The sequence below is a fragment of the Bartonella sp. AP65SXKL genome (genome assembly GCF_042195725.1).
GTDB lineage: Bacteria > Pseudomonadota > Alphaproteobacteria > Rhizobiales > Rhizobiaceae > Bartonella.
The window spans coordinates 124,750-140,017 of record NZ_JBHIOW010000004.1 but is presented as its reverse complement, the minus strand read 5'-3'; the positions used below and the strand labels follow the sequence as shown (position 1 = coordinate 140,017).

Genomic DNA, 15,268 nt, shown 5'->3' with positions numbered 1-15,268 from the left:
ATGCGGGAATTTAAAAAAATTGGGATTATCTTACCATTTCTCTTTCTCAGTGGCTGTATGTCTTCACCAAACACACTGAAGTCACTCCCAAAGTGTGATGGATATTCTAAACGTCCACTCAACAGATCAATGTGGAATTGGGAAGGGAAAAAACCCACGCCCACACCCATTATCATCAGTAACAACACCCCTTCACCCCTAAAAGAAGGTAAGCTGGAAACGCTTCTGGCACAAAAATTAACGGATGAAGAAATCAAATCTTACAAAAATTGCGGGCAAAAAGCATGAAAGAAAAAGATATAGAACAATACATTGCTGAAGCACGCTCGTTTGATCAAGATCGCATGCTCGCCTCACGCCGCACCACCCGCGTCTCGCTTGCCATTGCCGGCATCGCGGTTGCTGTTGCAATACTGTCTTCTCTCGCGGTCATCACCCTCACACCCCTTAAAACCGTGGAACCTTTTGTCATCCGTGTGGACAATTCAACCGGCATCACTGAAGTTGTGGAAGCCCTAAAAGAAGGTCCCACCAATGTCGACGAAGCAATCACACGCTACTTTGCTGCAAAATATGTCCGTTCCCGTGAAGGCTTCACCACAGAAGAAACACAACACAACTTCCAAACCGTCTCCCTCCTCTCTTCTTCAGAAGAACAGGAAAGATTTGCCAGCTGGTATGGAGCAAGAAATCCCCAAAGTCCTCAAATTCTCTATAAACACGCCGCTGTTACAATAACAATAAAATCAATCTCCTTTATCAATGACGATGTTGCCCAAGTGCGTTACTACAGAACCATTCACGACAACGACAACAACAAAGAATTCATCACCCACTGGGTTGCAACACTTACCTTTGAATACATCAATGCCCCTATCTCTGTCCAAAACCGTTTGATAAATCCTCTAGGGTTTATTGTTAGTGAATATAGAACCGATCCGGAAGTGGTCAACTGATCATGACAAAAAAAATTCTTTTTCTCATTCTTAACATCGCTATTACCCTTTCTTTAACGCCTAGCCATGCCAGTATTTTTCCCACCCGTGCGCCAAGCGATAGCCGCATTCGCTTTATCAACTATGATGCCTATAATGTCACAAAAATTATTGGCTCCATACGCTCATCGGTACAAATAGAATTTTCTCCCAATGAAGAAATTGCCCATGTAGCAATTGGCAACAGCGTTGCATGGGAAGTCGCCCCCGCTGGCAATATTCTTTTCCTCAAAGCGCGGGAAGTCCAACCCATTACCAATCTCCAAGTCGTCACCACAAAGCTTGATGGCTCAAAGCGCTCCTATCAATTTGAACTCATGGTCAAAGATGGGGAAATTTCATCTGGACAAGAAACATATTTCCTTGTGAAATTTCGCTACCCACAAGAAGAAGCAGAACAAAGAAGACTCGCAGCCCTTATGCGACAAGAAAAACAACAAGCCCAGCGTATCGATAATGTCTTCAACGCTTCTGAAACCTACGGACCTCGCAATTGGGCTTACACCGCTCAAGGCTCTATCACTCTTGAACCCTCCTCTGTTTATGACAATGGCAAAACAACAACATTTACATTTCCAGACAACCAAGAAATCCCTGCCATTTACATTGTCAGCAATGACGGTACAGAATCGCTGGTTCCCAAAACCACAAGAGGCAACATGGTGATTGTCCATGCCATTAGCGCACGCTTCACCCTAAGACAGGGAAAAAACGTCCTATGCGTCTTTAACGAAGCCTATCAACCAAAAGGCACAAATCCAAATACCGGAACAACCTCACCATCTGTTGAACGTAAAGTTGCATCAGATCTTTAAATAAGCGGGAATTGAAGGGGACAACACATGAGTGATAAATCAATCATCGAAGATCGCGGATCTATTGGGGATGGCAAAAACAATAGTGCCAAAAGCGCTGGCAAAAAAATAGTTGTCGCAATAGCCTGTATAGGAATCTGCGGCTATGTGCTCTGGAACATCTTATCCTCCCCCACAGAACAAAAAGACACCGCAAAAGCTCATAAAAAACAAGAAAAAAGCTTTCACAATTCCCTCGCCCCTTTAGAGCTCGCCCCCTCTGACCCGCGCGCCAACATAGCGCCAATAACCTTACCACCCCCACAACCACTCGCACAAGAACCCAAAAAAGATGACCCACTACTTGATGCCGCAAGACGTGCCCCTGTTCTCGCTTTTGCCAAAGGCTCTAAATCTCAATTAAAAGACATCGTCAACACGACTCTCAACCCCTTTGAAAAATTCCATGCCCTTGAAAATCTCGCGAATGCGCAAAATTCTCCTGCCCTTCAAGACACACAAAATTTTGCAACCCTATTAAAGCCTACCAAAACAGAAGAAGCAAAAGCAAAAGCAAAACTCATCGGCAATAGAAACTTTATCATCGCCATGGGAACCTCTATTCCCTGTATCTTAGAAACCGCATTAAACAGTGAGCAACCAGGCTTTGCAAGCTGCATCATCAACCGTGATATCCTCTCTGACAATGGGCGCGTTGTTTTGCTTGATAAAGGAACCCAAGTGATTGGCGAATACCGCGGAGGGATAAAACAAGGTCAATCTCGCCTCTTTGTACTCTGGACAAGAGCAAAAACCCCAACCGGTGTCATCATCGACCTTGCCTCACCCGCAACCGACAGTTTAGGCAGAGCCGGTTTTGATGGCAACATCAACACCCATTGGTGGGAACGCTTTGGCTCTTCCCTTTTACTCACCGTTATTGATGGTGCCACAACAGTTTTAACAAATAAAATAGTAGGCAATTCCAATAAAGAAGGTTCAAACAACTCTGGAGGCGGCGGTTTTGAAGGCGCAAACAACACTGGAAAAGATGCCGCCAGTATTGCTCTTGAAAATCAAATCAACATCCCTCCTACCTTAGAAAAATTTCAAGGCGAACTGGTCAACATCTTTGTAGCAAAAGATCTCGATTTTTCCTCTGTCTATAAACTAGTCGTAAAGAGCAAAAGAAACCGCTCTACTCCCAGCTATTCCTTTTTTCATTAAGCCAATAAAGTCACATTATGCCATCAGCAAAAAATGCAGAACGCGCCTCCATCGTCTTAACAAAATTAAAGATCTTAGATGACTTCCTCAATAATGACAATTTATTTGAAATTGTCATCAATCGCCCTGGCGAAGTAATCGTTGAGGGTCCCAATGGTTGGCAAACCCACATCTTAAAAGAGCTAACCTACAGCGAACTAGAAGGGATTGCAAAAGTTGTTGCTGCCTACACAACACAAAAAATCAGTGTAGAAAACCCCGTTCTCTCCGCAACACTGCCAAACAACGAACGCATACAAATTGTTATGCCTCCAGCAGTTGCAGCCAATACCATTAGCATGACCATTCGTAAACCTTCATCACGCACTTTTTCTCTTGAAAGTTTACATGAAAACAATCTGTTTTCTGTCGCCCAAAACACCAGTTTCACACCCACGCAACAAATGACAGAACGATTATCCGAACTCTCTGATACAGACAAAGAGCTAACAGATCTCTTTATCGCGAAAGATTTTTGCACCTTTTTAGAAAGAGCCGTTATTACACAACAAAATATCTTAATATCGGGAAAAACCGGTTCTGGTAAAACAACCCTCTCCAAAGCTTTGATTGCAAAAATCCCTGACTATGAACGAATTCTCACCATTGAAGACACACCAGAACTTGTCGTTCCGCACGCCAACAAAGTGCAGCTCTTTTATTCAAAAGATAACCAAGGCTTAGCAAAAGCAGGCGCAAAAGAACTGCTTGAATCAGGCTTACGCATGCGCCCCGACAGAATCCTTCTACAAGAGCTGCGTGATGGTACAGCCTTTTACTATATCCGTAATGTCAACTCTGGTCACCCCGGCTCCATTACCACCGTCCACGCCTCAACAGCCCTTGCAGCCTTTGAACAAATGACCCTTTTAGTCAAAGAAAGTGACGGTGGTGGTAATTTAGCACGCGATGATATCCGCGGCTTATTAATCTCGATGATTGATGTCATCATCCAATGTAAACGCCTCGAAGGAAAATTTCGTGTAACAGAAATCTATTACGACCCTTTCAAACGCCGTGATGCTTTTTAAAAAAACGCTACCCCTCACACCCTTTTTTATAAGCAAAAACTATACCAATAGAGCTTTCTTAAAAACACGATTATAAGCCGCGGATATCATCGCGTGCTAAATTACCACCATAGCTTCAAGTTCATTTTCAATGAATTGAAAGCAAAAAGAAGTAAAAATATCATCCCCATTCCCAATCACGCATGCGCCCCACAGGAAAACCAAAACGTGCCGAAAATGATATCTATAACCCTATATTTTTTCTGATTTTTTTTGACATCAACATTTGCAGGAATATAGATACCAAATTTAGTATCCGCTTCACCTTTAGCTTCAGACAAGAGCTTCACGAGCACCTTGTAATATACGAGATCCTTCTTTACTTGCCTTATCCATTATTATTCTTTTCGATATTCATCAAGGCGCAATATAAAAATTTTCTTCAACGCATTCCTCTCTGATTTTGTCAAATTACCTCAAGATGATTGACTGTAAATATCTTCGATCAACACCGGAATATTTTAACCACCAAAAAAGGGTATAACTTTATATCCCCCACTTTTACTCTTATGCTTTTAAACCTAACTTTCCTTGGCTTTTTCTCATACCTTGCATAAGACCACCAGCATCTGAATGAGTAGCAATAAAAGAAACAATATCAAATAATTATTCAGGCGATATGCCTTCTTCTTTCACAGAAATTCAATAAGCTGCCATTTCAATCACGGTTTGCATACATCATTCAATATACGGAAACACCCATAACGATAATGATGTAAATGAAAAGCTAACTTGAAGTGAATGATCAGAAATATCAAATATCCAAATGACAAAACAAATCTTACCTATCTTCAGCTATATCTCTTTACCCTTGTCACTTCTCTTAACCCTTGTTACTTTTCTCGAAAGTTTTAAGCGTTTTCGCATGAGGAATATACATATCAAACGGCAATCCTCTTTCATCAACAACTTTTGTCAAAGCAATACGGATGAAATCAGACACCGTAAGTCCTAAACTTGCTAATATTTCACCGGATTTTTTTTAACGCCCTATCTATGCAGGCACATACAACATCTTTTGTCACACCCATATTAAACCTCTTTTGATTACCTCTCTTTTGCCATATGGCTTAATAGGGCTTATACAGTATAAGGCTTTATCCTTGCCCTTACCGTATCATATCTATTGATCTTGCACGCGCTATTGCGTTGATTTTCTCCTGTTGTCTCTGTTGCAAAAACTTAACTGCCATTTGAAATTCTTTTATGCGTTCTTTATTATAAGACTGTTCTTTGGGGATTGCTTTTGATAAATCAAAACCATATTTATGAATGGCATCATGTCCAAAACGTTTATCTAAAACACTTTGTAGCTTTAAAAACTCTTGATTAACCTGCTCTGGTATCTTTGAATAACTATCACAACCAGCTTCAACATTTTTCATAAAAGTCACTGCTTCTTGTGAAAGTGACGGAACCTCAACTTTCAATCGCTCACGCTCCCGTGTAACACTATCCATATGTGTCTCATAAGAATTCTTATAAAAGGATTGAAGCTCTCTCATAGTAGAAACAGCAAGAGGAACATGATAAAGCGCTTCTTTTCGTTCTTTTCCTGTAGCCTTCAATTTATCGATAAAACGATCTGACCCACGCAGTTCGCCTGCTCTATCAGGTTCCCTTTCCAAAATATCAGGAAGTTTATCGCCTTTACCTGCTAAAATCGTTTGCTCAATCCTAAACGCAGCCTCTTGTGGATCTCTATAAATAAATGCTAAACGACTGTTTAACTCCTTAAACATATTAACATAAGATTTTTTATTTCTAAGGGCGCTTAACACCTTCTGTTCTAGATTAGAGTTATCCGTATAAGCCGCAAGGTATGGCTCTCGTTCTGTTGCTTTTGCAACAACATTCAAATCATTTTGTAATTGTTCTAGTTCTTCTTTTTGACGTTTAGCAAAACTTGTCTTTTCTCTATCCCAAGGAGTTTCAATCTTCTCTTTTTGTTGTTCCAAGCACTCTTTATTAAGATCAACGCCAAAAGCAATATTTTTGCCAATACCTTGAGAAACATCATCCCTTTTATTTTCTGTAAACTTGATAAGGTTCTTATAGATGAGTGCAGATAGATATTCTGAATTACCAAAATGTGCTTCAATTGACGCACGTGTCATTTCTTGTCGCTCAATACCCTTCCAGTTGATATGATAACCAGCTTCACAAGCCAGTTGCACCATAAATTCACGCTGAGTACGCCCATTCCCCTCTCGAAACGGATGCAACGCATTCAATTCGCCCATGTAATACCCAGCCCTTTGGCTAAAGTCATAAGCGCCAAGACCACGCAGATACTGTTCTTTTGCAAGCTTTTGCGTAATCTTCGGTGCATAACTTTCAATCTGATTATAACTAGCAAACATACTATTGCCTTTGGCAATATCCACTAAACGAACTTGTCCCGCCCATTCATATATGTCGCCAAACAGTCTTCTATGAATCTCTTTCATGTAATCCAGATCAAACTTACCACCAATAGGAGTATGTACAAATTCGAAAGATTTCACATAAGAAATCGTAGATTCTACACGTTGTAGCGTGGCTTTGTCTTTAATACCAAACCGATTATACATCACACCAGTTTCAGGATCAGTATAAGGATCACCGCTCCCCTTATACTTCTCCACGTTTTACCCTCTCCATATAATCTTTGAGGATATCACTTGTTTCAAACTCTCCAATAATAACACGCTCCATTTGTGCAACAACCAGCGGATCTGGCTCTAATCCCTCTAAACGTTGGCTTGCCAATGCATTTTCAGCATAGAGGCGACGCAGCTTAAGTTCCTCTTCACTCAACATATTAAAACCCTCCTTTGCTTACATTTATTATAGCCAAACAGACTATAGAAACAAGATTTTATTCCTTGTCTTACCCGCGTTACATCTTTTGACCTTGTACGCTCATACGCATGATTTAGCTCTTGTATACGTCTCTGTTGCAAAAACTTAACTGCCATTTGAAACTCTTTTATGCAATCTTGATCATGAGACTGTTGTTAAGGAATTTTTTTGATAGATCATAATTTGTTTGCATAGCAAGCCAAGCACGTGCTGTGCTTACACCAGCCATTTCAAGCCTAATAGCAAGATTAGCTCTCATAGCGGCTTTTCCATTTAAAACTCTAGAAAGTGCTACACGAGATATACCAAGCTACTCTGCTGCTTCATTAACGGATAAACCAAGCTCTTTGATCACATCTTCTCGCAATAATTCACCGGGATGTGAAGGATTCTTCATCATTATTTAGATCTCCTTTTTGATGATAATCCAGATAATCAACCATTTCGACATCTATGCTATCAAAGCGAAGTATTACGCGACAATTTCCATTTACAGTAATTGACTAATAATCCTTGAAATCACCCTTTAGCAGATGTAATCAAAAGGACGGATAACTCAAAATCTTTTGGCAATACATCTACTTCAAGAGCACTTAGAATACGCTTTAATTTTTGAGCATGGGCGGTTCTAATCCCTTCAGTCGTACCAGTATTATAGAAGGCTTCAATCCTTTTATGTTTAAATCCTAAAATCATAAATGAATATAGAGTGTACCCCTCCAAGATCCAAAAAATGTTCATTATTTTTACATCACACGGCTTTTTTTACTTTATAAACATTAGAACTGTCGTGAAAAAATTGCTCATTCTCATCTCTTTCTCATTATTCTACTAATTATTGGAAAAGTATAAGTTCATAATTAGGAGGAGCTAAACGTAATAGGAGCGTATCATATCTCCAATTGGCAGCGGCACTTAGAAACATCAAGATGATATAACCACAATGATCATTGCTGTTTGATGTTCATGGGGCGCTGCACCCGCTGTATGTCCAGTAAAAAGAATGAATAACACTAATAAACTCCCCCCCCCCTACAAACTCTGTTAAACTAATAACCGATTTACGAATAAGTAAAAGAAAAAGGAAAATCAAAAAAAGGCATATTTTTTATATCTTACGAACTATAGAGAAATCTATACGCATTGTAGTTATTAGAATTAGACTTTTCCCTTTTTTATTTAATTTTTTCGTAGATAGAGTATCCATTACCGTTATTACATCACTAACAAAGTTAATAATCATACCTTTTGTAATTGCCAAAATCCCGCATTAAAATCAGACCTTTATTCAAAGATGATCTGATAATTTTCTCAAAAAAATCAAGATTCCTCAAGTGTAGTCCCCATGCGTACATCATGATGAATAATAACATCCATCAACTCTGTCACGACAGTGTCCAATACTTCTCGTGCATCGCCTTCAGCCATAAGGCGGATAACCGGCTCAGTTCCAGAAGCGCGGATCACCAGCCGTGCCTCTTTTCCCAACCGCTTCTCTGCTTGATCAATGGCCGCTTTGACGGGATTTTTTTTCAAGACATTTTTATTTTTAATCGTTACATTTTTTAAAATTTGCGGTACAGGCTCAAACCGTTTACACAATTGGCTCATAGGGCTTTGACTTTCCTTCATACAGGCTAAAATCTGCAATGCAGCCACCAAGCCATCACCCGTGGTACCAAAATCACTAAGCACGATATGGCCAGAAGCCTCACCACCAACATTATATCCCTTTTGGCGCATGGCATCGACAACATAACGATCTCCAACTTTTGTCCTTACAAGGTGCAACCCTTTGCTATTCAAGAAACGCTCTAGTCCAAGATTTGACATAATCGTTGTGACAACACCATTGCACCGTAATCGTCCCATTTTATGCCAATTTTCAGCAATTACAGCAATCAACTGATCTCCATCAACCGTTTGTGCTTTTTCATCCACAATGAGAACCCGATCCCCATCTCCATCAAGAGCAATCCCCACATCAGCACGCACTTCATGCACTTTTCGTTTTAAAGAGCTTAAATCGGTTGATCCACATTTTTGATTAATATTGGTCCCATTGGGTTCATCATGAATAGCAAAAACCTCAGCCCCCAATTCCCATAAAGCACGGGGAGCCGCTTTATAAGCAGCCCCATTAGCACAATCCACAACAATACGCACAGTATCTAAGCGAACATCACGCGGCAAAGTTCGTTTGGCATATTCAATATAACGATAAATATCTCCCTCAACCCGTTTTGCATAACCAATTTCGGCAGAACTTGCTAAAGATTTTGAAAGATCTGTATCGATCAATTGTTCAATTTTGGCTTCCATATCATCTGAAAGTTTAAAACCATCAGGACCAAAAAGTTTAATTCCATTATCATAGAACGGATTATGAGAAGCAGAAATCATCACCCCAAGATCCGCGCGCAAAGAGCGGCAAAGCATTGCAACAGCAGGGGTTGGCACTGGACCCAATAAAAAAGCTTCCATCCCCGCAGCAGTCAACCCTGAAACCAAAGCGTTTTCCAACATATAGCCAGATAATCGTGTATCCTTGCCAATCACCACACGATGAGATTGATGTTGTGAGCGAAATAAAACCCCTACAGCCATCCCCACCTTCATGGCAAAATCGGGTGTCATAGGAAATGAATTGGCTTTCCCCCGAATTCCATCTGTACCAAAATATTTTTGCACCATGCCTCTTTCCTTTAATATATAATTCTTCCCTTGGCTTTTCCTTAAAATCCTAACAAGCCCCCTTGGTACAATAGTCCTCCTCTCCCCGTATAAAATCAGATCATTGATCTTAAACCTTCATGCATTTAGACAATCAAGCCCCCTATTCACCATCTACACATCTAAACCACTCTCAAGCAATTATGTTTACACCCTTACACATAAAAGCAATATTATCTCCTCAAAATGCTCTATACATCCCTTTAACACAACCAACGGATAATTTCACACACTTGCTAAATCCGTAAAGAAACCCAGCACCAAACCTCATACCCTACCAAATCAGCAAGGAAATCTATCGCCTAACCTTACAACCCCCTACCACATTAGAAAAGCAACAGTCCACCTCGCCTTGTAGCATGCTAAAGCTGCCATCATACAACGGCTTTGCTTAATTTTTTGCTTTCATATTTTTGCAAATATTACAAGAAAGGCGCAAACAAAACTTGCGCCTTTCTCAAAAAAATTAGAAGTTTTCCTAAAACATCGTCACTCAAGCGATATTAAATAATTCTTATTTTTCTTTATCATGTCCCGCAGTATTGGACTTCTTTTCAGCATTACTTTTAGAGCGGTTGACTGATTTTGTGGTGCCTTTTGTGCTTTGCGCTTTTTTCTCAGTCTCATCCGATTGCACTTCTTTAGACTGAGCCTCCTTAGGCTCAACATTACCGGATTTTGCTGTTTTTTTCCCAACAGCTGCCTCTGCTTTGCCTGCCTCGCCTTTATCTGTCTCTGCTTTATGAAGCACTGTTTTAGGGGCTTCTTCAGCGCTTTTTTCATCTACCACTGTTGTCTCTGTCTTCATTTTTCCAGTTTTTGGAACAGAAGACCCCCGTGGCGCAGCACCCTCATCTTTCTGTGTGCGTGAAGGAGGCTTTCCTGCAATAACTTCGTTAATTTCAGCTCCCGTTAAAGTCTCATATTCCAACAAACCTTGTGCCAAAGCAAACCATTCTTTTCTTTTTGTTTTCAAAATGTTTGTCGCATTTTTATAGGCATCATCAATAAGCTTACGCACTTCCATATCAATCATGCGCGCTGTTTCTTCAGAGACATTTTGTGTTCGCGCAACAGAATGACCCAAAAAGACTTCATCTTGGTTATCGCCATAAGCTACATTTCCAAGCAGATCAGAAAATCCCCACCGTGTGATCATCGCGCGAGCTAATTTCGTTGCTTGTTCAATATCAGAAGAAGCACCAGATGTGATATTTTCCTTTCCAAACTTTAATTCTTCAGCCACACGTCCACCCATCATAATGGCCAGACGAGAAATCATCCACCGATAACTCATAGAATAGCGATCGCCTTCAGGCAATTGCATCACCATTCCCAATGCTCTTCCCCTTGGAACGATTGTTGCTTTGTGGACAGGATCAGCAACCGGCACATTAAGAGCCACAATAGCATGTCCTGCTTCATGATAGGCAGTGAGTTCTTTTTCCTCTTGTGTCATAGCGGTTGAACGACGTTCCGCCCCCATCATCACCTTATCTTTGGCATCTTCGAATTCTTGCATCGTGACAACTCTTTTATTACGGCTTGCAGCCATAAGAGCAGCTTCATTGACCAGATTCATCAGGTCCGCACCGGAAAATCCTGGTGTTCCCCTTGCCAAAATTTTCAAATCAACGTTAGGCGCTAAAGGCACGTTGCGCACATGCACTTTCAAGATTTGTTCACGCCCAGAAACATCAGGGTTTGGCACAACAACTTGTCGGTCGAAACGCCCTGGTCTTAACAAAGCGGGATCAAGCACATCGGGACGGTTTGTTGCGGCAATAAGAATAATACTTTCATTGGGCTCAAACCCATCCATTTCGACAAGCAACTGGTTTAAGGTCTGTTCACGTTCATCGTTTCCACCGCCAAGACCAGCCCCCCGATGGCGCCCAACAGCATCGATTTCATCAATAAAGATAATACAAGGTGCATTTTTTTTAGCCTGTTCGAACATATCGCGCACACGGCTTGCCCCAACACCAACAAACATTTCAACAAAATCAGACCCTGAAATGGTAAAGAATGGCACATTGGCTTCACCGGCCACAGAACGTGCTAGCAAAGTTTTACCGGTTCCTGGAGGACCAACAAGCAAAACACCGCGTGGGATACGCCCCCCTAAGCGTTGAAATTTTTGTGGTTCGCGTAAAAATTCAACAATTTCTTGAAGATCTTGCTTTGCTTCTTCAACGCCAGCAACATCTTTAAAGGTAATACGTCCTTGCGCTTCATTAAGCAATCTTGCTTTCGATTTCCCAAATCCCATTGCACCGCGTGACCCATTTTGCATTTGCCGCATAAAAAAGACCCACGCCCCCACGATAATAATAACAGGTAACAAGGAAAAGAGGAGATTGAGGAAAATGCTATTTCCAGAGCTTTCAGGAATAGCTTTAACATTGACGTTTTTACTTTCCAATTTTTGTATCAAACCTGGATCGCGAGGAGCATAGGTTGAAATAGCTCTATGTTCAATGGTTTTTCCTGTTAACTTTTGACCTTGAATGGTCACAGATTTCAACTCATTATTCTCAACTTTTTGCAAAAATTCAGAATAGGAGACTTCTCCACCACCAGAACGTTGGCTATCTCCATTAAAGAGAGAAAACGACACAATCAAAATCAATGCAATAACTCCCCAAATAAGGAGAGAGCGGTAATTGGAATTCATATTCAGCCCACTTAATCAAATATAGATTTCAAACAGTTCCCCTTAACATATAACCTTGTCAGCCCCTTGCCAAGGGATGAGAAGCTGTTTATTTTCTTTTAGAGTAATTTTCCTTTATCTTTTCACCTCAATATTAAAAAAAGGTTCCACAACATTCACCAAGGCAGCATCTTCTCGTGAGGAAAGCCAATCGAAAGGTGCCATAATCCGCTTGACGATAACATGTTTATGAACAACTGCTTGAGAAATCAACTCTGGAATATCATACCCTTTATGATTTGAGATCATCAGCAGCGATTGTAAAGAGGGAAAATGAGGCTTTTCAAGCTCAAAATCGCTATTTTTTAATAAAAATTTCAGCTGTTCTAAATTTGCGGCTCCAACCTTTATAGCCTCATATCCATGATTTGTGATATGATAGCGCCCATCCCATATAAAAGTTTTATCTGGCTCAACAATAGCCTCTTTCATATTTCGCCCTTCACGCCACAAAGAAATTCCCTGCTTGTTATATTCAATAACAGAGCCCGCATAAGTAAAACGCCGCTTTTCTGAAGAATCGAGACAGAGTTTTTGAACAAGCATGCTTAATTTCTGATTGGGGAGCAAATAAAATCCCCCTCCCATCAGCACAGCAAAGAGCCCCACCACAAAAGGAAAACTGGAATGTTTCTGTAAAAACAGCGCAGGCTTTGCTATGAAACAACGCCCATGTTGGACAGTAATATCCAGCGCTAAGATCAAATCAGCAATATTTTTGGCTTGTTGACGACGCTGCAATGCGGCTTCATTTATTTTTTGAGCAATATAAGCCAATTTTTGTGGAGAAAGAGATTGACGCACGCGCACACGTTCAAAATTGCGATCTTCATTGGTTGGATCATCAATCCATGTTTGTCCTTGTAAGCGTAAATAATTCCGTAATGTTTGGCGTTTTACACCAAGGAGTGGCCGAATCAAACGCACTTTTCTATGCAACAACGCCTCACGCGGAATACAGGATAAACCGCGCTCATAAAGGGGACCATAGTTTTTTTCGGCAATATTTTTTTTTGTTTTTCTGGTATGATCCTCATCACGTATACCCTCGGCTTCACCGCGCAAAATACCAGCAAAACCACTGGCATAAACCTCATCGCGCATGGCAACAGCTTCACTATATAAAGCACCTCTATTCTTTTGGAGACGTTGATACCGCATTTGATAGGTTTCAACCTGATCATTGAGTGTATGCCCCGTCATAATAAGTGATGCGCCTTGTTTTTGTGCTTCTTTAACCAAGAGATCATAGCGTGCAACACGCGCGCTGGAAGCAATATGCGTCTTTGGCTTTTCGCCTTCCCATCGCACAGTGATATGTTGAATATCATGGACACGACAAATTTTCGCAACAGTTTCTGCCTCACGCATCGATTCTTTACGCAATTGATGATCAACCGTGACAACAGTCATTTCTGGAGGAAATACAAGTGTTTCCAAATGCTCTTTGACCAAAAACATCAAAGCCAAAGAATCACTTCCCCCTGAGACGGCAAGAATCAACTTCTGACATTGAATAAAATCCGATGTTTTAAAGAGATTTCTTGCCAGTCTAACGCACACCGAAAACGACCTCGCTGTTTATTTTGCAGGTTTACAAAAAACAGATGCTAATGTTTGTTGACGTTTTGATTTTTTCACAAAATGAGCACAATCGTCTTTATTTGGCTCAAGAGCGACCATACTTCTTGCTAATTTCAGTAAAATCTCGGAGGTATAGAGCTTCTTTTTATCTGCATACCATGCGGTAAGATAAACTTGTGCTGCTTCATGATAGCGTTTTTGCCCCAACAAAGATTCGGCCAACCAAAATAAAGCATCATCACTCAAAGAATCTTTTTTGTAACGATTTTGAAAAGCGCAAAAGCTTTTTTCAGCATCAACATAGTTAGCAGAACGAATAAAATCATACCCTTCCTTATACAAAGCTTTAGAAGAAGAAAGATTGTCACTCTGATGTGCTTCAATTGGAGCACTTACTTCATGCGCTTTGTTAAAAGGTTGACTGTTTTCATGGTCATGGCTCTCCACCTTAGCTTCCACAGCAGTAACCTTTGTCTGATCACCTGTACTATGGTCCTGCTCCATCTCTTCCTTTACAGTCTGAGATTTTTCATCTACAGCAGACTTTTCAAAAGAACAAGAATAAACAGAAGAGGCTTCTGTATCAAAAAGCTCGTGAAACTGCTTGTTAACATTTTTTAAACTGTTATGCTCAAGCACCATTCGTATCTTATGCAAAAGCTTATCTAAATCATAATCTTTAAATAAAGCCTGTTGATTCTCTAAAATAATCCCTTGGTGCTCCGCAACACTAGTAGCTTTTTCCACCACATCAGATGCTGCTTTATCAGCTGCTTCAGGTGCTTCTTTCACTGCATCAACAGCCTTATTAACGGCGTCAGTGGCTTTTTCTATCACATCAGATGCTGCTTTATCGGCTGCTTCAGGCGCTTCTTTAACAGCATCAACAGCCTTATCAACAGCGTCAGTGGCTTTTTCCGCCGCATCAGATGCTGCTTTATCAGCTGCTTCAGGTGCTTCCTTCACAGCATCAACAGCCTTATTAACAGCGTCAGTGGCTTTTTCCGCCGCATCAGATGCTGCTTTATCAGCTGCTTCAGGTGCTTCCTTCACAGCATCAACAGCCTTATTAACAGCGTCAGTGGCTTTTTCTATCACATCAGATGCTGCTTTATCAGCTGCTTCAGGTGCTTCTTTCACAGCATCGACAGCCTTATCAACAGCGTCAGTGGCTTTTTCCGCCGCATCAGATGCTGCTTTATCAGCTGCTTCAGGTGCTTCCTTCACAGCATCAACAGCCTTATTAACAGCGTCAGTGGCTTTTTC

At 40.9% G+C, this 15,268-nt stretch carries 13 protein-coding genes and 1 pseudogene; 5 read left to right on the top strand and 9 right to left on the bottom strand.

Going from position 1 to position 15,268, the window contains the following annotated elements:
• From ACFIMP_RS04135 to virB11, 5 genes are read left to right on the top strand one after another with little or no spacing between them, the layout of a single operon-like run.
• On the top strand, nt 1–288 hold the full coding sequence (locus ACFIMP_RS04135; RefSeq protein ID WP_375645705.1) for a type IV secretion protein VblB7: 288 nt from the start codon (nt 1–3) through the stop codon (nt 286–288).
• Nucleotides 285–956, top strand: a complete 672-nt coding sequence (locus ACFIMP_RS04130; RefSeq protein WP_375613221.1) for a VirB8 family type IV secretion system protein — start codon at nt 285–287, stop codon at nt 954–956. Before ACFIMP_RS04135 ends, ACFIMP_RS04130 begins: the two co-directional genes overlap by 4 nt.
• 2 nt (nt 957–958) lie before the next feature.
• A complete protein-coding gene (virB9, locus tag ACFIMP_RS04125; protein ID WP_375685068.1) occupies nt 959–1,810 on the top strand; it encodes a P-type conjugative transfer protein VirB9 in 852 nt (283 codons plus the stop codon).
• 27 nt (nt 1,811–1,837) lie between these two features.
• Nucleotides 1,838–3,016, top strand: coding sequence for a type IV secretion system protein VirB10 (virB10, locus tag ACFIMP_RS04120; protein WP_375630943.1), 1,179 nt, complete (start codon nt 1,838–1,840; stop codon nt 3,014–3,016).
• Nucleotides 3,017–3,033: 17 nt separating this feature from the next.
• Nucleotides 3,034–4,086, top strand: a complete 1,053-nt coding sequence (gene virB11, locus ACFIMP_RS04115) for a P-type DNA transfer ATPase VirB11 (RefSeq protein WP_375633411.1) — start codon at nt 3,034–3,036, stop codon at nt 4,084–4,086.
• Between the two features lie 862 nt (nt 4,087–4,948).
• Here virB11 and ACFIMP_RS04110 read toward each other — a convergent pair.
• The 9 genes and pseudogenes from ACFIMP_RS04110 to ACFIMP_RS04070 all read right to left on the bottom strand — a co-directional run.
• Entirely contained in the window at nt 4,949–5,068 is a 120-nt protein-coding gene (locus ACFIMP_RS04110; protein ID WP_375686027.1) for a type II toxin-antitoxin system RelB/DinJ family antitoxin, read from the bottom strand.
• Nucleotides 5,069–5,234: 166 nt separating this feature from the next.
• Nucleotides 5,235–6,752: a type II toxin-antitoxin system protein adenylyltransferase VbhT gene (gene vbhT / locus ACFIMP_RS04105; protein ID WP_375686026.1), complete on the bottom strand. Its 1,518-nt coding sequence runs from the start codon at nt 6,750–6,752 to the stop codon at nt 5,235–5,237.
• Entirely contained in the window at nt 6,739–6,927 is a 189-nt protein-coding gene (locus ACFIMP_RS04100) for an antitoxin VbhA family protein (protein ID WP_375686025.1), read from the bottom strand. The genes vbhT and ACFIMP_RS04100 overlap by 14 nt, the downstream gene beginning before the upstream one ends.
• A 169-nt stretch (nt 6,928–7,096) precedes the next feature.
• Nucleotides 7,097–7,369, bottom strand: a pseudogene (locus ACFIMP_RS04095) (HigA family addiction module antitoxin).
• 119 nt (nt 7,370–7,488) lie between these two features.
• Nucleotides 7,489–7,710, bottom strand: a complete 222-nt coding sequence (locus tag ACFIMP_RS04090) for a hypothetical protein (RefSeq protein ID WP_375686024.1) — start codon at nt 7,708–7,710, stop codon at nt 7,489–7,491.
• Nucleotides 7,711–8,289: 579 nt separating this feature from the next.
• Nucleotides 8,290–9,663, bottom strand: coding sequence for a phosphoglucosamine mutase (gene glmM, locus ACFIMP_RS04085; RefSeq protein ID WP_375686023.1), 1,374 nt, complete (start codon nt 9,661–9,663; stop codon nt 8,290–8,292).
• Nucleotides 9,664–10,216: 553 nt separating this feature from the next.
• Nucleotides 10,217–12,379, bottom strand: coding sequence for an ATP-dependent zinc metalloprotease FtsH (gene ftsH, locus ACFIMP_RS04080; RefSeq protein WP_375686022.1), 2,163 nt, complete (start codon nt 12,377–12,379; stop codon nt 10,217–10,219).
• A gap of 114 nt (nt 12,380–12,493) precedes the next feature.
• The gene (gene tilS, locus ACFIMP_RS04075) at nt 12,494–13,981 is read right to left on the bottom strand and encodes a tRNA lysidine(34) synthetase TilS (RefSeq protein WP_375686021.1); all 1,488 of its coding nucleotides are present in this window, start codon (nt 13,979–13,981) and stop codon (nt 12,494–12,496) included.
• A gap of 18 nt (nt 13,982–13,999) precedes the next feature.
• The coding region (locus tag ACFIMP_RS04070; protein ID WP_524535889.1) for a tol-pal system YbgF family protein at nt 14,000–15,268 on the bottom strand (1,269 nt) is incomplete at its 5' end.

Excerpts from the sequence above, each read along its gene's own strand:
- ftsH (WP_375686022.1), bottom strand. The coding sequence starts at position 12,379 with ATGAATTCCAATTACCGCTCTCTCCTTATTTGGGGAGTTATTGCATTG.
- glmM (WP_375686023.1), bottom strand. The coding sequence starts at position 9,663 with ATGGTGCAAAAATATTTTGGTACAGATGGAATTCGGGGGAAAGCCAAT.
- virB11 (WP_375633411.1), top strand. The coding sequence starts at position 3,034 with ATGCCATCAGCAAAAAATGCAGAACGCGCCTCCATCGTCTTAACAAAA.
- ACFIMP_RS04090 (WP_375686024.1), bottom strand. The coding sequence starts at position 7,710 with ATGAACATTTTTTGGATCTTGGAGGGGTACACTCTATATTCATTTATG.
- ACFIMP_RS04130 (WP_375613221.1), top strand. The coding sequence starts at position 285 with ATGAAAGAAAAAGATATAGAACAATACATTGCTGAAGCACGCTCGTTT.
- ACFIMP_RS04100 (WP_375686025.1), bottom strand. The coding sequence starts at position 6,927 with ATGTTGAGTGAAGAGGAACTTAAGCTGCGTCGCCTCTATGCTGAAAAT.
- virB10 (WP_375630943.1), top strand. The coding sequence starts at position 1,838 with ATGAGTGATAAATCAATCATCGAAGATCGCGGATCTATTGGGGATGGC.
- ACFIMP_RS04135 (WP_375645705.1), top strand. The coding sequence starts at position 1 with ATGCGGGAATTTAAAAAAATTGGGATTATCTTACCATTTCTCTTTCTC.
- virB9 (WP_375685068.1), top strand. The coding sequence starts at position 959 with ATGACAAAAAAAATTCTTTTTCTCATTCTTAACATCGCTATTACCCTT.